The sequence below is a fragment of the Mogibacterium sp. CM50 genome (genome assembly GCF_000293155.1).
Taxonomy (GTDB): Bacteria; Bacillota; Clostridia; order Peptostreptococcales; family Anaerovoracaceae; genus Mogibacterium; species Mogibacterium timidum.
On sequence record NZ_ALNL01000022.1, the window covers coordinates 1 to 20,450 of the forward strand.

The following is a 20,450-nucleotide window of genomic DNA, read 5'->3' on the forward strand; positions in this document are numbered from 1 at the left end:
GGTGTTCTCCTTTATCATATTCTTCCCATGTCGGGATATTTGATGTTTTCACTTCTTTACTTCTTCCCTGATCTTTATAAAACCAAGAAAGGATTGTCGCTTTATGGTCTTTATAGGTCTTTCCGGTGCTTTTGATATATGCTGATAGTCTTTCAATGTAATTATCAAGCTGTGAGTTCATTATGATTTGTAAATCGGATATATCTTCAGCAGCTAAAAATACATTTTGAAATGTTCCAAGTCCGTTTACACCAAAACTATATTCTCTCTTACTATACTTACTCTTATTATTCTCTATATAGTTACGGTCAACATTTTTAACCTCTTGAAGTTCATTTTCTTTACTTCTGAGGTCAACATCTTTTACTTCTGAAGTAAAGTTTTTTAACTTCTGAAAGTCATTTTCTTTTACCTGAAATACACTCATGAAATCTTTGACATATATGATATTCGGTTTACCAAGTCCAAGCCTTACTCTTTCAATCAGTCCTATCCCTTTTTTGCTGTCTAACTCATCTAATGTTTTTATGGCAGTAGGCTTTGAAATATTTCTTCTTTTCATAATTTCCTCTACTGTGAAATAGATAAATACTCTACCTTCCTTGTCTATCCAGTTATTCTTAAAGGACATTCCTGTTCGTTTCAAAAGCATAGAATAAAGGATAATTGCTTCAGCAGACAGTCCCTTAAATTCTTCTCCGTCTACCAATATTTCAGGTACTTTTAGAAAGTTAAATCTTTCTGCTTCTCTGTTATAGAAATAGTCAAAGTCCATCGCTTTACCTCCTTTCCTTAAAATTTTGCAAAGAAAAAGACGATAGTTTTCTTCTATCGCCTTTGGTAACCATTTTTATGAAATTTTTTATATTGATTTTATTGCTTCATTGATACCTTTAAGAAATGCTATAACTGTTGCTCCAACCATTGGTATTCCATATGGACTAACTAAGAATCCAATAATCAATGCTTCAATACCTAGTGATACATCTTTCTGCATAAACGAGCCTATTGCAGCAACTATACACATCAGCATTAAGAAATACAGAATAGTTGTTCCTATGCCAAGTATAAATGTCAGAAATGCTGTGAGGATACTCAGCAGCAAGCTGATTGGAAACAAGATTATTTTTACTATCCACCTAATCATTTCTTATTCCTCACTTCCCAATTCATTCCTTGTGTCTCCACACACCATATCAATGCAAACATTCACATCTATATAATTTTTTAGGACTTTTTTTCGTCCACCTTCGCCATCTTCTACAAATACATAATGCTTGTAAAACTGCTTAAAATGCAGGATTTTCACGATTTCACTCTTTGTATCAACGCTATGCACTCCACATGCATCGTCGCCACAAACATATCCACCGGTGTTGCCTCTATGAACTCGTATCCCAGCTCGCCCAGCACTTTCACATCTCTTGCCAGCGTACCCGGATCGCAGGACACGTACACTATCTTGTCCACATCACAGCTTGCGGCTGCTCGGAGAAGTGCCTCATCGCATCCCGCGCGCGGTGGATCAAGGATGGCGATTTTTAGAGCAGTTTCGTCGATATAGTCTACGAAAAGTTTATCTTCCTTGTCGAGAAGTCTCGGCATCATCTGTTCTGCACGGCCTGCGTAGTAGCGCGCATTTACAATACCGTTGATTACGGCATTGCGGTTTGCGTCGATAACTGCGTTTTTTACAGATTCTATTCCGATAATCATGCCAGCCTCAGATGCCATGCTGAGGCCGATAGTTCCGATGCCGCAGTAGAGGTCAAAGACTGTTTCACCGCCCTTGAGACAGGCATATTCCCTGACCTTGGCATAGAGCTTGATCATCTGCTTAGTGTTGACCTGATAAAATGCAGGTGCGGAAATCTCGAACTTCATGCCGCCGCCAGTTATGTCGGTGACAGTGTTTGAGCCAGCCACAACCTCATAAGCAGTCGCGGTTTCACGGATGTCCTTTGCCTTGTTTACCTCGACAACTACACTCTGCAGGAAGTACGGCTCCTCATCGGTCGAGACCGCATCGATTGCATCGCTGATAGTGTAGATGACCTTTTCGGCATTTGGCAGCTGCTTGGATGTGCCTGTAAATATTAACATCATCTCGCCCGTGCCCTCGCATACCTTGATGGTAAAGCCTCTTAGAAATCCGTTACCGTGTCTCGCATCGTACACGGAAATCAGTTTGCCTCTTAAGAGTTTGCGGATTGCATTGGCTGCCGCCATTGTTGCGCGCTTCTGGAGGAGACAGTCTGTGCAATCGACTATTTTGTTGCTACCGCGCTTGTTGAAGCCGACGAGCGGGCCGGAGCTCATCATTGCTACCGCGAATTCGGCTTTGTTGCGGTATCTGAACATGGGTTCGTGGACGGCGCTTTCGAAGCTGGTCCCGCTCTTGGCTCCCATCGCATCGGCGGCGCCCGCGATATTTGACTCCGAGTCCTGATTTTCTGATTTAAAGCCTTGATTTTCCAGCTCCGAGCCCTGATCTGTCGTTCCTATATCCGAACCCCGAATATTTGATTCCGAGCTCCTGCTTGTAATTTCTGTATCTGCAGCTTCAGCTTCGCTATTTGATTCCACATTCCGGAATTCAGAATCCGCATACGCCGATTCTGGTGTCAGCTCCGAATTACGGCTGCTTAATGCCGACTTCCGGCGCTCAAGCACCGCATTTGCGCCCGCAATATTTGATTCTGAATCCGCATATGCCCCTATTACATCCCTGACTGTCGGATTCTCAAGGGCGCCTATACGCTCGAGCTTCGTGATTATATTTCTGCGTTTAATTCTGAGCTGCTCTTCATAGGTAAGCTCGAGCATAGAGCAGCCGCCGCACTCCTTGTAGTATGGACACGGCGGCTGCACTCTGGCAGCGGAAGGCTCAAGAAGCTCCACCGTTTCAGCTATAGCGTAGCGCTTCTTGAGCCCGGTGATGCGGGCGCTCACCTTATCGCCCGGAACAGCGCCCATCACAAAGACAGCAAGGCCCGACAGCCTGCCCAGACCCTTGCCATCATCAGTCATATCAGTAATTTCGAGCTCTACTATCTGCCCTTCGGAAACTGCTGCAGCAGTCCTATGAATGTTGTCACTCATCAGTACCTCTACGATATTGGTTATATCAATCCGTCTGCGCGTCATACCCTTTTCATGTCCTGCATTAATATCAGATACATTCCTTCAAAACCGCAAGCAGCTCTTCATCCGTGAACTTCTTCACGCAGCCGTCTGTACGGATAGTGGATTTTGCAATCGCCTCAAGGTCAATATCCGCAATTCCCATCTCCGTGAGTGTAGTCGGCAAGCCGATCTCTTTGATGAAATCAGATAAGGCCGTGATAAAGCTCTCTGCAAGCTCCGCTTCGCTCTTTCCGTCAGGGGACACGCCCCAAACCTCTGCTGCCAGCCTTGCGAATTGTCTGTTTGCCTCCGGAATCATGTGGCGGTACAGCATGGGATGCAGCACGGCAAGCCCCCGTCCGTGGTTGCAGTCGGTATACGCTCCCAGCTGATGCTCCAGCATGTGGCACTGGAAATCCGTAACCTTGCCGAGCTTCAGAATTCCGTTTTCCGCCATCGCCGCCGCCCAAACCAATTCGCTCCTTGGCTGCCTGTCAGCCGGATTGATAAGCATTGCTCGGATATTGCGTATGATATTTCTCTGAGTCGCCTCGTTGATCTCGTCCGAATAATTCACTTCACGAGGAGAACCCATATATGTCTCCATGCTGTGTGAGAGAGAATCGAATGCGCCGGAGATCACCTGGTTCATAGGCATGGTCATCGTATATTCCGGATCAAGAATCGCAAAATCATAGAACGCTCCCATGACACCGTTCTTCAAGTTCTTTTCTTCATGTGTAATGACCGCGCCGCAGTTCATCTCCGCACCCGTCCCAAAGGCTGTCACAACAGCCCCCATAGGGATAAACGTCATCGGAAAGCGATGTTCGTCAAATTCCATCTTCCAGATATCGGTATCCGACTTTGCCTGTGCAGAAACAATCTTGCAGCAATCAATAACGCTGCCGCCTCCCACAGCAAGGATAAAACCAACATTCTTTTCTTTTGCCAGTCTCGCACCTTCCTGGACTTTGACATAGGTGGGATTGGACATGATGCCTGTGAATTCCGCGATCTCTTTTCCGGCTTCCTTCAAAATACCGACCAGTTCGTCATAAATGCCGTTTTTCTTAATGGAACCGCCGCCGTAAGCAAGCATGACGGTCTTTCCTGTTTTTGCCAGCTCGGCGGGCAGATGCTTCGTTGCCGCCTTTTCGCCAAAATAAACCTTTGTAGGATAGCTGTAAGTAAATGAATTCATCTTTCCTCCTTTATCCCAGCTTTTCATACTGTACGTCATCTACTGCCTCGCACCATTCCGTTGAGCCGTTTTCTGAAGGCACTTCAACAGCCAGATGCCGGAACCAGGAATCCTTCCTTGCCCCGTGCCAATGCTTTACGCCTTCCGGAATATTAACCACATCACCCGGATTCAGTTCTACAGGATCTTTCCCCCATTCCTGGTACCAGTCCTGTCCATAAACGCATAACAGCATCTGCCCTCCGCCTTTTTCCGCATGATGAATATGCCAGTTGTTCCGGCACCCGGGCTCAAATGTTACATTGAAAATCGGAACCTGCGAAGAACTGACCGGAGCCAGAAAGCTCCGACCGCTGAAATATTCCGCAAATGCCGCATTTGGTTTTCCAATCGGGAAAATGGAAAGTTGGGAAGGAATACCTTCCTCTGTTTCATTACCATATACCTCCTCAATAATCGGGAAGGTACTCCACGCCTTCGGCCATCCGCAGTAGAATGCAAGCTGCATCACAATCTCGACGACTTCACTCTTGGTGATCCCATCTTCCTTCCCGAGCACAAGATGCGATTTAAGCTGCGGATACAGCCCCGCGGAAAACAGTGCCGCAATGGTGATCATGCTGCGGTCTCTCGCGCTAAGCTCTTCCTCTCTGGACCACACTTCTCCGAAAAGAACATCATCGTTCAATTCCGCGAACTTGGGAGCGAGTGTCCCGAGTCTCTCTCTACCTGCTGTCTGTTTCTTAGCCATTTCTTTATCTTCCTCCTGACAAGGCTCAGTCTTTTGACTGAGCGGCTTTCATAATTTCCTTTCCTGCGTTCCATGCCTGTCCGACTTTTTCGGTCGCCACATAGTAGCCGGACTGGAACTGATCGAAGATCAGAGCGTTCAACTTCATAGGATCAATCTTGCCCTTTTCTCCGATCACTTTCTCATCAGCGCTGACATTGACGATTGTTCCGACTACCGCATGAAGATTTTCGGTATTGACAATTTCTGCAAGCTCACATTCAAGTGCAACGGGGAACTCCGTGATGATCGGTGCGTTCACATGTGCGCTCTTTTCCGCATGATATCCGGATTTTGCAAACTTATCCGGCATCTTGTTGCCTGTGGCAATGCCGTAGTAATCCGCCGCGTCCATGTGCTCTCTGTCCGCAAGGCTGACGGTGAACGCTTCTGTCTTACTGATCGCCTTGGTTGTAGCGTGATCTTTATTGATAAAGAGAGCAATCTTGTCCATGCCGCAGATCATACCCCATGCGGCGTTCATTACCTGCACGGTGCCGTTTTCATCATATGCCGTTACCATCAGAACCGGCATCGGGAATACTGCAGGCTGTTTTCCTAAATCTTTTCTCATTTTAAGTTTACCTCCGTATTTTTCTTTTCATTTTCAGCAGCTTTACGGTATAGTACACACCGCAAGCGAATATCACCATGATCGCCGGATAATCGGCAAAGCAGAGTATATCCGGAGAGTATATCCGGCTCACTGTAATCTGGGAATGCGAATATCTTACCTGTCTCACAGCCTCATACCCTTGCTCCATCAATGAAGATTCAGCACGAACTTCACAAATTCCGGATCATCGTGGTTGACGATCTCGCTGTGTTCCAGATCTTTCGCAGCGACTTTTGCCATCTCTTCGTCGGTCAGTGCAAAGTCACAGATATCAATGTTCTGCTCCATGCGCTCCACATGAACGGACTTCGGAATGATTGATACGCCGCGCTGTACATTCCAGCGAAGTGCGACTTGTGCCGCACTCTTGCCGTACTTATCTCCGATTTCCGTAAACTCCGAATCGGTGAAGATACCGTGCTTACCCTCTGCCAGAGGCCCCCATGCCTGCGGAACTACACCATAAGCCTTCATATTCTCCAGAGCTGCTTCCTGTGCAAAGAACGGATGAAGCTCTACCTTATTGACGGCGGGAGTCACCTCTACCGTCTCGCAGAGATTCGCGAGAATCGCCGGATAGAAATTCGCCACGCCGATTGCCATGGTCAGCCCTTCTCTGTAAGCCCGGGTTATACCCCTGTAAGCCGCGAAATAATCGCCCATCGGCTGGTGCAGAAGGATCAGGGCTACATAATCCATCGCCAATCTGCCGAGGGAGGTCTTTACCGCCTCATAGGCCGCATCCTCGCTCGTCATGTCGCTCACTCACACCTGGGTGGTGATGAAAAGCTCTTCACGGGTTGTCAGTCGATCCGCTATCGCACGTGCAACCCCCTTACCGACAACCTCCTCATTCGCATAGGCTGCCGCTGTATCCAGCAGCCGATATCCGCTCTTGATGGCGTTGTAAACGACCTCTTCGCACTGTGCGGTATCCGAGATCTGAAATACGCCGAAGCCCTCCAACGGCATTTTTGCTCCTGTATTCAGTGTTATATATGTCATTTTACTATCCTTCATTTCTATCAATTCAGGCTTTTTAGCCAGTTTTCTACTGCCTTCTCGGGATTGTTCTCCGCGTCTCGCATTGCGACGGGCAGACCTTCGAGCACCCTTGCCCCCGGTGCCAGTTCACGGATCGTCTTGTAAGTCCCGCCATCCTTTGAACCCATGTGAGTGTTAAAAGGTATGATTGTCTTTCCGCTGAAGTCATACTGCTCGAACAGCGTATAAATGATCATCGGGAAGGTATACCACCACATAGAATATCCTAGATAGATGCGATCGTAGGCCGTGATATCGATCCTGTTTTTGATCGCCGGGCGCTGATCCTCATCGTGTTCCTTTTTTGCGAGCCTGGTCAGTGCATTGTAATGATCACGATTGCTGTCATAAGGAATGACAGGTTCGATCTCTCTTATATCCGCTCCGGTCTGCTTCGCAATTTCCTCCGCAACGATCTTGGATGTTCCGTACACGGAGAAGTACAGCACCAGTTCTTTTGCCATTTTGGTCTCCTTTCAAATCGCATTATGCGTGACATTTTTAGTTTGCTTTCTTCTGATGCCCTCATTATATGCGGAAAGAGCGCTGGATGCCAACCGGGAGATGATCAATCGGGTAGTCATGTTCGACAGGTCCTTAAGAACCGTGAATCTGGGCTCCTGCGCACCTTTTCCGATCAGTGAGATCATGCCCTTGCTGCAAGAACGGCTTCCCGGGAAAACCCTGTCTGCAGAATTGCAGGACAGCGATGAAAAGCTGATCCGCGGGCTGAAGAACCAAATGTACCAGATTATCATTATCCATGAAGATCCGGACGATAAAACGCTGTACTGTCAGCGTTATATGGAAGAAAAGCTGTATATCACAGTATCGGAGGACCATCCCCTGGCAAAGAAAAAGAGCATTTCTTTTGATGATCTGAAAGGACTCCGTATTCCGATGACTGCCGGCATCGGCTTCTGGATGGATATCACGCTCGGACATCTTGCTGCTTCAGACCTGCTAATACAAAGCAGCATGGATGCACTGATGGAGCTGATCGATGCGTCCAACCTTCCGTTCTTCAACTCCGACCGGATGCTTAAAATCGGATATGAGATACCCGGAAGAATCTCCATCCCGATCACGGATCCGTATGCTCATGCCACCTACTGGATTGCCTGCTCGTCATCGGAACAGAAAGCTTATCGACCTTTGTTTAATGCGTTAAGAGGAAATCTAATCAGAGGCAAATGATAAAAACGGCAGCTCCCGCTTCGCATCGCTTAGCCGGTTGAGCTGCCTACTGTTTCCTATTCAATATAATTACCGATCTCTACAGCGGGGAAACGCGTCCTTGCGTTTCTACCTTGCAGCCTCTGCAGTCCGCTCACACACTGCAAACAGAACGATTTTACTATTTATCCAGACTCTCCGCTATCTCCTTGAGCTTGGCGAAGCGTTTGCTTACGCCCGGTTTCTTGATCGGAGGTCTGAGCGCTTCCCCTATATCGGTTAGACTTGCTCCGGGCAGCTCCAGTCTGAGCTGTGCCGTCTCGCGTAGCACCGGATCGAGGTTATCCAACCCCAGCTTCGCATCTATCAGTTCAATATATTTGATCTGCTGCTCGGCCGCCGATAAGGTCCTGTCCACATTGGCATTGTCGCAATTTGAAATGCGATTGACCTCGCGCCTGAGACCTCTGCCAATCCTGATATTCTCAAACTCCAGCATCGCCTCGTTGGCACCCATGATTCCGAGCATATCACTGATATACTCGGCTCGCTTCATGTATACGACGTGCTCTTCTCCGCGTTCAATCAGACCTGCGGAGAGATCTACAAAGCTGCCTATGAGCCTCTTCAGATCCTGTGCCACCTGAGAGCTGTTCAGCACGAACTCCAGATGATAGCTCTTCCGCGGATCTGACATGGTACCTACACCGAGGAACAATCCTCTGAGATACGCCTTCTTGCAGCATTTATTCCTGATTATCGGCTGATAGATACCGTCGCTGAGAAAATCATTCCCCTCTTTTATGAGGATCATTCCAGTCTCACGCAATATCTGTAAGCTCTTTTCATCCGGTCTTATCACCAATGAATATCTGTATCTGTAGCTGCCACGCGCCTTGCCCGGCACCTGTGAATTGCCGACTTCTATGCCGGCATTGCTTCCGAAATACTCCCTTATCAAGGTCTTGTAGTGCCTCGCAATTGCGGGGTTCTCCGTAGATGCGACAATGGTAAATTTGCCGCCGCCTACAAGTCTAAGGCTGCCGGCAACTCTGAGGAAACCGGTTATCTCTGCGAGCATGCAGCACTTCTTGGTCGGAACGACGCGCGCCAGCTCGCCCTTAGTCTGTGATGAAAATGACATCTACTTTTTGCTGTCTCCCTTCGCGATAAAATCGAGGTCACGATGCGTCACGGTAACTCGGAAACCGTCCGCCTTGAACAGCTCCGCCATCTTATTTGCAATAGCAACCGACCTATGATGACCACCCGTGCATCCAAATGCGACATTCAAATGATATTTCCCCTCGTGAATGTACCCGGGGATCAGCTCCTTAATCAGCGCATGATATCTGTCGACAAACTCGTTTGCCAGCTCGGACTTGAAGACGTAGTTGACGATTTTCTTGTTATTGCCGGTCAACGGCTTGAGGCTCTTGATGTAATATGGATTGGGGATAAACCTGACGTCGACCATTATGTCGGACTCGCTGGGAATGCCGTACTTGAAGCCGAACGAAGTGACGTTGATATTGAACTGATTGCCCTTGCTTCCGAGGAATATGCGAGTCATAGCCATATTGAAATCGGCAACCTTCATGGTGCTGGTATCGATGATATAATCGGCCTTCTTGCGCACGCTCTCCAGTCTTGCGCGCTCATCTTCAATTATCGACTGGTTGACCTTGCCGGGCGCGAGCGGATGATGTCTCCTCGTCTCATTGAATCTTCTGACCAAGGTTGGTGTTGAAGCATCTACAAAGAACACCGCGCTCTCGATATCCTCCTGCTTCTTGAGCTGGTCGATCACCTCGACTAAATCGGAGAAAAACTCACCTCCGCGTATATCCGCCACGAAAGCGATTTTATCCATACCATTTGCCTTGGACAAATCTACAAAATTCATCACAAGCTTGGGTGGCATATTATCTATGCAGTAGAAGCCTTGATCCTCAAGCCAATCTGCGGCCTTGGTCTTGCCTGCCCCCGACATACCTGTAACTATGATAATTTTCATACTCTACCTCTTCTCAATATTTACAATCCGCTCAAGATCGAGCCCGGCCTCGATTGCTCGTTCCACCCCGGCTATGTAGTTTCCGACTTTGTCAGGCACATGCGCGTCGCTGCTGATTGCAAACTTCACGTCGTAATTTGCAGCAATCCTAATCTCCTCAGCTGTGAGGTGAGTGTGCCTGGTACTGATCTCCATCAGGGTGTCGGTTTCCTCGCACGCCTTGCAAAGTGCCCTCATGTCGAACGGTCCCTTATCGCCGGGATGAGTGAGCAGAAATATGTCATTTTCATAGAGCGCTCTGAGCGCCATATCGGTATTCTTGTTGCGCAGCTGCGCTGTGCTTCCCGCCGGAAGTCCGGCGTGCCAATAGATGTAGTTTGTAGTCATGTATCCGCGTGGAAGTCCGTAGTGATACCCGGCATTGACGATATCGAACCGGTCGAACTCATCCTTGCTGACATCCAGGCCGTTAGCCGTGTTAACTATGTTAGCTTCCACTCCGAGGATGACCTTGACGTTAGGAAACTTCCTCATCGCTACCTCTATATCCGCACGCATCGCCGGAAGCTTGCTCATCTTGAGACCGTAGAATTTGTGACCCGGACCATGATCCGTAATCGCAAGCTCGCGCAGTCCTTTCGCGGAAGCGGAGGCGACATTTTCAAGAACTGTACCCTTGCCATGCGCATATATCTTGCCGTGCGAATACCTCGTATGCGTGTGGTAATCCGCAGTTAATCCATATAGCTTCTTAATGTTGTTTTCCATCTGATTATCTATTTCCTCTTTCCAGGCTGCCCCATGCCTAAACGCCTTCCGGCTTCGGCTCGGCATCTATAATCCTCACCTCGGGCTCCAGCTTGATCCCCGAACTTTCCTCAACCTCTCTAGTCACAATGCCGATAAGCTCCCTGACATCCTTGGAGGTCGCCGCCCCGACATTGATAATAAAACCTGAATGCTTCTCCGACACCTGTGCACCACCGACTGTCCTACCCTTGAGTCCGGCATCTTCAATCAGGGCTGCGGCATATCCTCCCACAGGTCTCTTGAAGGTGCTGCCGGCGCTTGGAAAGTTGACAGGCTGCTTGGTTCTGCGCTTATCAGCCAGCTCGTCCATTCTGTCTGCAATCACTTTCTTGTCCGCCTTTTTAAGACTGACCCTTGCAAAAAGTGCAATATCTTCGATTTTCTGCAACACACTATTTCTGTATGCAAAATCCATCTCTCGGCCTGACAGCTCATACACTGTGCTTCCATCCGCTTTCATCAAAGTCACGCTCTTGACCACATCCCTCATCTCTCCGCCGTACGCACCGGCGTTCATGAACAGCGCGCCCCCAAAGGTTCCCGGAATCCCCGATGCGAACTCAAGACCGCTGAGCCCATTATCTCTTGCAAAATTAGCAGTGCTCGACAGCATCCGCGCCGCGCCGACTCTAAGCTCCTCATCGTCACACGGCAGCACCTCGATGTGCTCAAATTTGCCCCCGAGCTTGATGATCACTCCGCGGTATCCATCGTCATCAAAGAGCAGATCCGAACCGTTACCAATCAGCAGATGTCTGACATTCTGACTGTCCAGCAGTCTGAGTAAATCGCTCAGCTCCTCTTCATTGCACACGATGACAAATACATCGGCAGTACCACCGATTCGGAAGGAAGTATGCTGTGCCATAGGCTCATCTGTCCTAATCCGGACATCCGGAACAATCTTGCGTATGCTATTTATTATGTTTATGCTCGACATATTCATCTTCAAAAAGTTCTCCTTGTTCAATACCGAACTTTGCATAATCCGTATATGATCTGACGTCTATCTCCTTGTTGCGCTTCTTGAGCTTGTTATTTGTAAGCTTTCCGGCATACCTGTATATTACCGCGAACACCGGTACTCCAAGAGCCATCCCCAGAAATCCGAACAATCCGCCGCCGATGAGAACTGCGATCAGTACCCAAAAGCTGCCGATTCCGATTACGCTTCCGACGATCTTAGGCCCGATTACATTGCCATCGAGCTGCTGGATAACCAGTATCATGATGATGAAATACCCTGCCTTGACCGGATCCTCGAGCAGCAGCAGGCAAATCGAAGGAATTGCTCCCAGAAACGGTCCAAAGAACGGAATTACATTGGTAACTCCAACGATTACTGCAATCAGCAAGGCTAACGGCATGTGGAATATGAGCATGCACACATAGGTGATGATTCCGATTATAATTGCATCAAGAATTCTACCGACAATAAATCCGATAAAGGTTTCGTTGATAATCTTGGCAAACTCATAGAGATTCCTCGCCTTTTGCTCGGAGCAGGTTGCCGCGACAATCTTGCGAGCGCCTGCGAATATTGTCTCCTTGTAGTTGAGAAGGTATATAGAAATCAGGATTCCGATAAACAGGTTTGCCCCACCTCTCACGACATTGATAATCTGCGTAGATACGAGGCTGGCCAGATTCTGGAAGTTATCCTTCAGGATGTTCTCCCTAATCCAGTCTATAATCTCGTTAGTCCCCGCATTAGCTGCTTCGTTGATCCATTTCACAACCTGGGGGAAGCGCTGCAGATGTTTTGTCGACCACGACGTGAAGTACGCAAGCTTCTCCGGCATGGTGTTCATCAGATTGACAATGCTCATGATTATCTGCGGTATTACAAAATATCCGATCAGAGCAAAGAATGCGACTATCAGAAGGATTGAAATCGTGCTCGCCCCTATCTTAGCTATAGCAAGATTGCGACGCATCTGAACAGTTATATCCTCTGCCGGCATACGGCGTCCGCCGGCAAGCTTCATGCAGACCGGCTCGTCACATGTTCCTTCTGCTACCCTGACGGTTCCCTTGAGCTTGGTATATATGACCTTGACCAGCTTATTATATATCGGGCATAGCAGGAATGCGATAAATACGCCTATATATACCGGCATCAGGGTCTTGTTGACGATTTCAATGCCTTTGGTAAATTTCGTCTTATTGAGCACGTTGAACAGCATGATCAACACGGAACCGCTGACCACAAGTGCAATTGAAGCCTTGATATAGGGACTTTTTACAAATTTCCTTAACAAGATTCTACCTCTCTATTCGTTTACACTTACACATAATTATATTACTATAAAAACGACGTCATTTGTGTTCTATCTTTGTGAAAATACACGTCAATCACGCAAACACCGCTCAATATTACATATTTCTATTTGAAGTAAATTAGCTGCGCTGTTATCATAGTGATGTATTTTATTTATATTATGAATTCGGAGGTATCGTACGATGAGACTAGATGCAGCAGGCAAGGCATGCCCAATCCCTGTAATCATGGCAAAAAAGGAACTGGACAACGGCACTCAGAGCCTCGAGATTATCGTTGACGGACAGACACAGATCGATAACCTGGAGAGACTCGGTAATACATACGGCAGACCAATCAGCACCAGCCCGAATGGCGACAAGTTCCTCGTAAGCTTTGCTGATGGAGACGGCAAGATTCCTGAAGCTGCAAACAGCTTTAAGGACGACAGCTATGCCGTATTCTTCAACAAGGCAGCCGTTGGAAGCGGAGATGCAGAGCTCGGACTAAACCTGGCCAAGATGGCTATCTACACGCTGTCCGAATCTGAAAATATTCCGACCTACGTTCTGTTTATGAACGATGGTGTCAAACTGACAACAGGAATTGAGCCACAGATCATTGACAATCTGAACACTCTTATTGAAAAGGGAGCTAAGGTTCTCGTTTGCGGAACTTGCCTCAACTTCTTCGGGATTAAGGATGATTGCAAGATTGGAACTGTAAGCAACATGTTCGACATACTCGGAGCGATGCAGGCTGTGTCCAAGGTTATCACTCTGTAACACCGGAGCAACGTTTATGACTGAAGAATATTTCCTGTATACTTTCGAGTCAACACACGGAGCTATCGCTACCGAGAAGCTGTTAAAGCCGATCGGTTGTACAGTAATGCCTGTCCCTCGTCACATCTCGACAAGCTGCGGCATCGCTGTGAGAGTAGAGAATGACAAATTTGCCAGTTCAAAGCGGACCTTCCTCGGCAAGACCGACCTCACACCTGAAGAATATCACGTATATCATATTAATGATGACAGGTCAGATAGAGACCACGGCTTCAGGTTTGAGTTGGTAGAGCTATAGCACTCGTCATGACCGGGGATTAATAATCGAGACAAGAAGAGGAGGCTGCAAGCATCGTTTGCAACCCCCTCTTCGCTTAACATTGCAGGCAGATTTTCCGAGTTATAGGTCTGTATTTTCAATCTGCACATTCACTCTTTCCCTGTTCCCATTCATTTACCAGAATAACCTCATTCTCAAGGCCTGAACGTTTCCAGAGCCAAAGCCCTGAACATATTATCAAAAGGCCTCCTCCTATCAACTCAATTTCGTAAATGATGTTATCACGTGCAGTACTCATTATCGGGAGTGCCGAACAGCAAATCGCAGCGCAACACAATGCGGTCTCCCACCAAGTCAAGAATTTCGCCAATCCTTTGTTTTTCGTCATAACATATAGACTATCTATGTCTTTCTTCTCCCGCTTTATTTTGCCGTAAGCTAAAAACAGGAGAACGTATGGGAAAAGTGTCGTCAGAGCCGTCATTGTAACGAGGATATTATAAATTGCGTCAACTCCCGGGAAAATCGACACTGCCGTAATCAAGGCTGTAATCAAAATTGCCTGAAACATGACAGCCTTTTCAGGGATTCCGTGCTTGTTCACCCTTGTTATATTTTCCGGAAATATCCCCGGCTCGGCAAAGCCAAAGAGCATTTTGGTAGGCTGCGCTATGTACAGCACAAGCGCTCCGAGAACAGAGAGTGCAATTCCGAAAGCTATTAGCTGTATAAAGCCGGAAGGAATTCCCAGCAAACGGCATGCTTTAAGCATTGCATCCAAAATTCCGGTTGATGATGTTATCTTCGAGGTCGGCAGCAACATAGTCATACATATTGATCCAACTGCGTAAAGAACACCTATGATTGTTGCAGCAACTATTATCGTCCGTGGATAATCTCTTCGAGGGTTTTCCATCTCTGAACAAAAGTTAGCCGTAAGCTGAGCACCTGTATATGCAAACATAATACTTGAAATTGCAACTAACGAGTTCATATTCAATTTAGGAGTTAAAGATGCTGCATTGTAGACAGATGCACTCGGGGCTTTTTGAAACACAACAATCGCCAGTAATGCAAAAGCAATGAGCACTATGGTAGGGGCTGTAGAACCTAGCGAACCTACACTCGTAAAATACTTCCCAAACTTCATCCCTCGCATACTGGCAAACGAGAGAATCCATATAACTACTATTGACATAATGAGTACAATCGGCTTATTGTCAGCCAGTTCGGGACGCCCTATCATATAGGTTGCATTTATCGAAAAGAACGTAAGAAACGATGCAAACCAAAAAATAAGGGAAGTCCAATTCATCCACGATACCAGAAAGCCATACTTTGCTCCAAATGCAATTTTCACCCAGTCATTTAATCCCCCATCGGTAGGGTAAGATGAAGCCATCTCGGCACACATTAGTGCTTGTGGAACAAAGAACACGAACATCAAAACTATCCACATAGGAATTGCTCCAAGTCCAAGGTACCCCTCTGAAGTCGAGCGAGCGATCCAGCGTATACCATACAGAGCAGATAAATTCATTAGAACGAGCTCCCAAAAGGTTATTTTTTTCTTACCCATAGCTCCCACTCCTTTCGAAAGTTTTCTCTAAAAGCATAAACAGAAGCATTGTCAGCACAAGCCGTTGTCATAAAAGCTGTTAGATAAAGAAGCCGCCCGGAAAACAGGGCTTATTTGCGTTAATCCGGGCTTTTGAAACAAATAATATTAATTTAATCGCGTTATACGTTATGCCTATGCGAATTTATTATATTCCGTTCCTTGGAATCTTAGAATTGTACTCTCTGTGAAAGACGTGCTCACCATTTATTGATGCATCCATGAAACCGGTAATATAGAAGTATTCCTTATCCGATGTTTGCGTCACATCAATATCGCAGTCCGTAAGCCAGCCATCACGACCGTTCCTCATCTTCTGGATGATCCTATATTTAGCAGACAGCGGATCTTTGTTTGACAATGTAAGCTCTCTTTTGAGGTTATGTTCTACAACAGTACCTATATCATCAAAACGATATACCCCTTCACCAAACACTCCGCCAACTCCATTTGTAATGGATATCCATGAATCATTTACAAGATCGTACTCAATCTTTCTTTCCACGATTCCTTCAGAAAGCGTAGTCATAGGGGTAAGTGGGGCACTGTATACCTCCTCACTCGGACCTTCCGTATCATCACCACTGAAAACAGGTAATGTAAACCTTGCAGTGGACAAATCCAGCTTCAGAGTCGCTAACTCCGGTGATGGCCAAATCATAGGCCAGAACGAATTTGCAATTGAAACTCTTATTCTGTGACCTTGAGGGAATCGATGTCCGCACACATCTAATTTTACTGTAGCTCTATATTTTTCTCCTTTTTTCAGATACACAACCTTCTCATGCCCTTCGAGATGTGTAAGATTCATCAATCCATAGGACACACGCGTTGAAGCACCGTTTGGATGAATATCTGACAGCTGAGCATACAGGAAGGCATTAGGCTTATCGCACGTAAACTCAACCGTAAATGTCGGATACCCCACAATTTCCAAGTCTTCCTTTAACACATCAGAATCAAAGGTCATGGACATGCCATCATCTACTCGCATATCTGCCGGGCTCTCTCCCGGAACACCTGCACCCATCCATTCGTTTGCAAGCAACCCATGGTTTGGTAAGGTGCAAAGCTCCACTACCTCAGCATTGATATTTTCCGTTTCTCCAAGATGACCATACGTCATGTACATAACCTTGTCGTTAATTTGCGACCAGTCATCTACACCAACCCACCGGCCATCGCTCACAACATGCACAGTTTCCGGCAGCATGCTATCTTCCAGCCACACCGTACTTTGAGGTCCCTCAAGACAATCATTATCTATTCCGCGAAGCCATTTGTCCCACCATTTCGTTGCCTCCCCGAGGAAGTCTACAGCAGGCTTAGGAGCCCCATCATGCGCAAAAACATGTGCCCATGGACCAATCCAGGCTTTTCTTGGTACGTTTAGCCCCTGCATAAGAGTAGGTACACTGTTGGTATATGAATCTGCCCATCCATCTATTGCAAATACAGGAATGTTAATATCGTCATAATTCACGCTAACAGAACCGTGCTTCCAATATTCGTCACGAGTCTGGTGATTAAGCCAATTCTCCGGCCACAGCGGCATTTCTTCAAGTCGTTTTATTGATTCTTCATACCATGTATCCGGCTTAATCTCTTTGTCGATCGCACGGCACATATACGCAAGCATAATATTACCCCACCAAAAATTGTCGTTGAGGAGACAACCTCCTTTATAGTGAATATCCTGAGTATACCTGTCGTCAACATAGCCCACACAGATTATTGCCTTAAGAGGTTTAGGCCGCCTTGCAGCTACCTGCAGACTATTAAATCCACTCCAAGACTTTCCCATCATACCGACATTGCCGTCAGACCAATCTTGCTCAGCAATCCAATTGATTGCGTCAATTGCGTCATCCTGTTCCTGTTTCAAATACTCATCATAAAAGCACTGATCGGATTCTCCCGCTCCTCGCATATCAACACGAACGACATTATAACCATGCCCTGCAAAGTATCCGTACATAGGTTCATCTCGTCCGCGCATACCGTCTCTCTTGCGATAAGGTTGCGTTTCAAAGACTGTCGGTAACGGAACATCAGTCCTGGGACGCCAGATTCTGGCAGAGCATTTGCAACCATCCGCCATAGGAATCCAAACATTTTCGATTACATCCCACTGATATGGAAAGTCTTCCATTCTAAGTGGAGTTTTTGAATTGAATACTGCTTTTGACACGATATCTCCTCCTTACTAACAAATCAGTTATTTTGCATAAATCCGACAAGTAAGCTGTTACAATCGATTTATTGCCATCACTTCACACTGTGCAGCGATTCTGAACTACTATTTCCGCACGCTGTTCATGTTGTTATTTTTCTTAATGTACCTCTTATAAATGGTAAGCATTGCAGCACCAATAAGCATCATTATGGAGAGGAAAATGAATATTTTTGTATATCCTGCGTTACCATATCGGTCGAGAAGAGAACCTGCCATAAGAGGGCAGAAGACCTCCGGAAGGTACCCTATTGTACAGATCAGACCAATAGCTGTCCCTCCTACAGCTGCGTCAACCCCACTTTCTTCAAGCATCGAATAAACCATACTGTATGCAGCATACATGCCAAAGTAAATCACTGCGCAAATTATGATAAAGGCTGTAGGTTGCAGCTTCTTTGCCAGGATCAGAATCACTGTCATCAGGAACATAAGTCCAAATGTAATATACATAAAGTTGGCTCTTCCAATTTTATCTGCCGCAATTCCTCCTGAAAAGCTTGCAATCGGTCTTACATACTGAGCCATGACCACAACCATCCCTCCTGCTGCCGCAGTCATGCCCATAGTCGCAGTAGCATATGGAGTAAAATAGTAAAATAACATATTCATAGTGTACGAGCAGCACATAATTATAGCCAGCATCCATACGGCCGGAAGCCTAACAACCTTGCCTATATCCTTTATACTGAATTTTCCTGCTTCATCTACCTGAGATTCCTTTGAAAAATCGGAGTCTTTCATAAATATAAATACAAGTATTCCAAGTATAATTATTATTGATGAATAAAATATAATTATTCCGTTGATACCGGCCATTTTGCCTGCTGCTTTTGTAACCTTTGCAAAAATTACAACTATAAGCGAGAAATGAATTGCATTAACAATACCTCTTCCCCCGTCCATAAACCCATACGCCTTGCTCTGCTCGCTAGGGTTCGCCATAGCACGAAGGCTCTTGAGCAGAGCCGGCCAAAATGCAAAAAGTGAAGTGAACCCCCAAAGTAGGTATATGAATATCAACATATTATAGCTTGGGTGAAATAGATGCAGCAAGCCTCCCAAACCTGTGAGGATAAGTGATACAGACATAAGCTTTCGAGGCTTTATCATATCGGCTACAACTCCTCCGAACAAGTAAGAGCAAGCTCCCATAACACCAAATATCGAACCGAATGTGCCCATTTGTGTATTAGTTAAACCATATGCTTCAAGGTATGCATCATAAACGTATGATCTGAAATACGGGAGTCCGTAAATGAGCGACCCGCATAAAGTAATCAATATAAGACGCCAAATATTCTTTTTTAATTTTGATCCTTGAATGTCTGTCATGACAACACCTCTCAAATTTCTCATAAAAACTGCTAACTTTTATTCTGCGACAGGTGGCCAGTGCGCATCAAATTCTAAACACTCTGATCCTTCGAAAAGACTCCCCCTTTGATTACCATTCTAATTAACAGAGTTAAACACGGCAAACTGATAGAATTTCACATAAAGAAACTTCTATTGCTAATATTTTCACAGCAATAAAATATATGCTTACTATTGATTTTTCCCGGATATAAGTCCTGTTAAAATATGCAAAAATAATCAATTTTTTTCATAATGCGACACATTTAATCGAATATAGGTGATTTTTAGAAAGAAAGAACTTAAAATATAAACAGAGGGGATTTCAGAAAGAATCACCGGCGGAGGCCTGTAATGGATAATAAACAATTGTACACAGAAATCGGTTTAAAGATTCGTTCATTCCGCAAAAGTCGCGGGATGACCTTAATCGAGTTGGCGCAGTTAATAAACAAGAGCGTTCCTACAGTTTCTAAATACGAACATGGAGAAGTATCAATAGGAATAGATATCCTCATAGATATTTGCCGTATATTCGATGTGGATATAGATATATTCCTGCCCTGCACGTCGACACATCCGGAGAATGCAGATATTGTCCGATATGAAAAATTTTTTGAAGATATCCTCTACATTTACTGGTACAACGGCGAACACAATCGAATCAGGTCTGCGCTGATTGATAATAGAAGTGCATCCAGAACAAAATCCATACTGTATTATGACATCGAGAGCACCAAGAATATCGATAATTCGACATTCATCTATTTAGGAACTATGAACTATAGTGATACCGGAAGTGTATTCGTATACACCAACTCACTCCCTCCGTTTGACAAAATGACAATACGGATTCCTTCATTTACGAGGGCACAGAATTATCGCTTCGGCTTGATGACAACGCTGTCATACTTTTATCAGAACGTTGCCACTAAAATCATCGCAGCTTCAAAACCGTTAAGTGAAGCTGACAAAAAAGCACTGCTCCCGCAATTAAAGATTTCAGCAGAAGAGATAAAGGAAATCAAGCGTACCAACTTTTTTATTGTTTAAAAGTCTCGACATTTGTATTTTATGCATTTTAAGACGTATTTGTTGCAAAAGAACAGGCAAATAGAGTAAAACTACATTAAGG

The 20,450-nt window shown here is 45.9% G+C and carries 19 protein-coding genes and 1 pseudogene; 4 read left to right on the forward strand and 16 right to left on the reverse strand.

Translation table 11 applies throughout. From position 1 onward, the window contains the following. From HMPREF1152_RS03220 to HMPREF1152_RS03260, 8 genes and pseudogenes are all read right to left on the reverse strand, one after another. Positions 1–775 (reverse strand): replication initiator protein A (locus tag HMPREF1152_RS03220; protein ID WP_009643753.1); only part of this gene is annotated, 775 nt, incomplete at its 3' end. Positions 776–862: 87 nt separating this feature from the next. Next, positions 863–1,144: a CD1845 family protein gene (locus tag HMPREF1152_RS03225; protein WP_115352724.1), complete on the reverse strand. Its 282-nt coding sequence runs from the start codon at positions 1,142–1,144 to the stop codon at positions 863–865. 161 nt (positions 1,145–1,305) lie between these two features. Further along, the gene (gene rlmD, locus HMPREF1152_RS08940) at positions 1,306–3,147 is read right to left on the reverse strand and encodes a 23S rRNA (uracil(1939)-C(5))-methyltransferase RlmD (RefSeq protein WP_009643757.1); all 1,842 of its coding nucleotides are present in this window, start codon (positions 3,145–3,147) and stop codon (positions 1,306–1,308) included. Between the two features lie 25 nt (positions 3,148–3,172). Continuing rightward, a complete protein-coding gene (locus HMPREF1152_RS03235) occupies positions 3,173–4,330 on the reverse strand; it encodes an iron-containing alcohol dehydrogenase (RefSeq protein ID WP_009643751.1) in 1,158 nt (385 codons plus the stop codon). Positions 4,331–4,340: 10 nt separating this feature from the next. Next, positions 4,341–5,081: a carboxymuconolactone decarboxylase family protein gene (locus HMPREF1152_RS03240; protein ID WP_009643741.1), complete on the reverse strand. Its 741-nt coding sequence runs from the start codon at positions 5,079–5,081 to the stop codon at positions 4,341–4,343. Positions 5,082–5,106: 25 nt separating this feature from the next. Continuing rightward, the gene (locus tag HMPREF1152_RS03245) at positions 5,107–5,694 is read right to left on the reverse strand and encodes a flavin reductase family protein (RefSeq protein ID WP_009643743.1); all 588 of its coding nucleotides are present in this window, start codon (positions 5,692–5,694) and stop codon (positions 5,107–5,109) included. A gap of 189 nt (positions 5,695–5,883) precedes the next feature. After that, positions 5,884–6,756 (reverse strand): annotated as a pseudogene (locus HMPREF1152_RS03255) (aldo/keto reductase). Positions 6,757–6,761: 5 nt separating this feature from the next. Then, positions 6,762–7,244 carry a flavodoxin gene (locus HMPREF1152_RS03260; protein WP_009643763.1) on the reverse strand — a complete coding sequence of 161 codons (483 nt, stop codon included), beginning with the start codon at positions 7,242–7,244 and terminating at the stop codon, positions 6,762–6,764. 55 nt (positions 7,245–7,299) lie between these two features. Between HMPREF1152_RS03260 and HMPREF1152_RS03265 the strand changes: the two genes are divergently transcribed. Continuing rightward, positions 7,300–7,977, forward strand: a complete 678-nt coding sequence (locus HMPREF1152_RS03265) for a LysR substrate-binding domain-containing protein (RefSeq protein ID WP_198004073.1) — start codon at positions 7,300–7,302, stop codon at positions 7,975–7,977. A gap of 160 nt (positions 7,978–8,137) precedes the next feature. Here HMPREF1152_RS03265 and whiA read toward each other — a convergent pair whose 3' ends face one another. Genes whiA through HMPREF1152_RS03290 form a run of 5 tightly spaced genes read right to left on the reverse strand, consistent with a single transcriptional unit; the run spans position 8,138 to position 13,044 of the window. After that, positions 8,138–9,100, reverse strand: coding sequence for a DNA-binding protein WhiA (whiA, locus tag HMPREF1152_RS03270; RefSeq protein ID WP_009643748.1), 963 nt, complete (start codon positions 9,098–9,100; stop codon positions 8,138–8,140). Then, entirely contained in the window at positions 9,101–9,973 is an 873-nt protein-coding gene (rapZ, locus tag HMPREF1152_RS03275; RefSeq protein ID WP_009643740.1) for an RNase adapter RapZ, read from the reverse strand. Between the two features lie 3 nt (positions 9,974–9,976). Continuing rightward, complete coding sequence (locus HMPREF1152_RS03280) at positions 9,977–10,807, reverse strand: PHP domain-containing protein (protein WP_083844310.1); 831 nt, start codon at positions 10,805–10,807, stop codon at positions 9,977–9,979. After that, positions 10,779–11,729, reverse strand: coding sequence for a UDP-N-acetylmuramate dehydrogenase (murB, locus tag HMPREF1152_RS03285; protein ID WP_009643762.1), 951 nt, complete (start codon positions 11,727–11,729; stop codon positions 10,779–10,781). Before murB ends, HMPREF1152_RS03280 begins: the two co-directional genes overlap by 29 nt. Further along, on the reverse strand, positions 11,698–13,044 hold the full coding sequence (locus HMPREF1152_RS03290; RefSeq protein ID WP_009643729.1) for an AI-2E family transporter: 1,347 nt from the start codon (positions 13,042–13,044) through the stop codon (positions 11,698–11,700). Before HMPREF1152_RS03290 ends, murB begins: the two co-directional genes overlap by 32 nt. 202 nt (positions 13,045–13,246) lie before the next feature. Between HMPREF1152_RS03290 and yedF the strand changes: the two genes are divergently transcribed. Both yedF and HMPREF1152_RS03300 read left to right on the forward strand, forming a co-directional pair. Beyond that, complete coding sequence (yedF, locus tag HMPREF1152_RS03295; protein WP_009643778.1) at positions 13,247–13,828, forward strand: sulfurtransferase-like selenium metabolism protein YedF; 582 nt, start codon at positions 13,247–13,249, stop codon at positions 13,826–13,828. A 16-nt stretch (positions 13,829–13,844) separates the two neighbouring features. After that, positions 13,845–14,126, forward strand: a complete 282-nt coding sequence (locus HMPREF1152_RS03300; RefSeq protein ID WP_009643775.1) for a DUF3343 domain-containing protein — start codon at positions 13,845–13,847, stop codon at positions 14,124–14,126. 118 nt (positions 14,127–14,244) lie between these two features. Here the strand turns inward: HMPREF1152_RS03300 and HMPREF1152_RS03305 are convergent, their stop codons facing one another. The 3 genes from HMPREF1152_RS03305 to HMPREF1152_RS03315 form a co-directional block, all read right to left on the reverse strand. Continuing rightward, entirely contained in the window at positions 14,245–15,687 is a 1,443-nt protein-coding gene (locus HMPREF1152_RS03305) for an APC family permease (protein ID WP_009643728.1), read from the reverse strand. Positions 15,688–15,874: 187 nt separating this feature from the next. Next, positions 15,875–17,917: a CocE/NonD family hydrolase gene (locus HMPREF1152_RS03310; protein ID WP_009643765.1), complete on the reverse strand. Its 2,043-nt coding sequence runs from the start codon at positions 17,915–17,917 to the stop codon at positions 15,875–15,877. 108 nt (positions 17,918–18,025) lie between these two features. Then, complete coding sequence (locus HMPREF1152_RS03315; RefSeq protein WP_009643752.1) at positions 18,026–19,318, reverse strand: MFS transporter; 1,293 nt, start codon at positions 19,316–19,318, stop codon at positions 18,026–18,028. 351 nt (positions 19,319–19,669) lie between these two features. Between HMPREF1152_RS03315 and HMPREF1152_RS03320 the strand changes: the two genes are divergently transcribed. Beyond that, positions 19,670–20,368, forward strand: a complete 699-nt coding sequence (locus HMPREF1152_RS03320; RefSeq protein WP_009643768.1) for a helix-turn-helix domain-containing protein — start codon at positions 19,670–19,672, stop codon at positions 20,366–20,368. Positions 20,369–20,450 lie beyond the last annotated feature (82 nt).

Coding starts and splice junctions, on each gene's coding strand:
- rlmD (WP_009643757.1), bottom strand. CDS start 3,147: ATGACGCGCAGACGGATTGATATAACCAATATCGTAGAGGTACTGATG.
- HMPREF1152_RS03235 (WP_009643751.1), bottom strand. CDS start 4,330: ATGAATTCATTTACTTACAGCTATCCTACAAAGGTTTATTTTGGCGAA.
- HMPREF1152_RS03240 (WP_009643741.1), bottom strand. CDS start 5,081: ATGGCTAAGAAACAGACAGCAGGTAGAGAGAGACTCGGGACACTCGCT.
- HMPREF1152_RS03245 (WP_009643743.1), bottom strand. CDS start 5,694: ATGAGAAAAGATTTAGGAAAACAGCCTGCAGTATTCCCGATGCCGGTT.
- HMPREF1152_RS03260 (WP_009643763.1), bottom strand. CDS start 7,244: ATGGCAAAAGAACTGGTGCTGTACTTCTCCGTGTACGGAACATCCAAG.
- HMPREF1152_RS03265 (WP_198004073.1), top strand. CDS start 7,300: ATGCCCTCATTATATGCGGAAAGAGCGCTGGATGCCAACCGGGAGATG.
- whiA (WP_009643748.1), bottom strand. CDS start 9,100: ATGTCATTTTCATCACAGACTAAGGGCGAGCTGGCGCGCGTCGTTCCG.
- rapZ (WP_009643740.1), bottom strand. CDS start 9,973: ATGAAAATTATCATAGTTACAGGTATGTCGGGGGCAGGCAAGACCAAG.
- HMPREF1152_RS03280 (WP_083844310.1), bottom strand. CDS start 10,807: ATGCCGAGCCGAAGCCGGAAGGCGTTTAGGCATGGGGCAGCCTGGAAA.
- murB (WP_009643762.1), bottom strand. CDS start 11,729: ATGAATATGTCGAGCATAAACATAATAAATAGCATACGCAAGATTGTT.
- yedF (WP_009643778.1), top strand. CDS start 13,247: ATGAGACTAGATGCAGCAGGCAAGGCATGCCCAATCCCTGTAATCATG.
- HMPREF1152_RS03300 (WP_009643775.1), top strand. CDS start 13,845: ATGACTGAAGAATATTTCCTGTATACTTTCGAGTCAACACACGGAGCT.
- HMPREF1152_RS03305 (WP_009643728.1), bottom strand. CDS start 15,687: ATGGGTAAGAAAAAAATAACCTTTTGGGAGCTCGTTCTAATGAATTTA.
- HMPREF1152_RS03315 (WP_009643752.1), bottom strand. CDS start 19,318: ATGAGAAATTTGAGAGGTGTTGTCATGACAGACATTCAAGGATCAAAA.
- HMPREF1152_RS03320 (WP_009643768.1), top strand. CDS start 19,670: ATGGATAATAAACAATTGTACACAGAAATCGGTTTAAAGATTCGTTCA.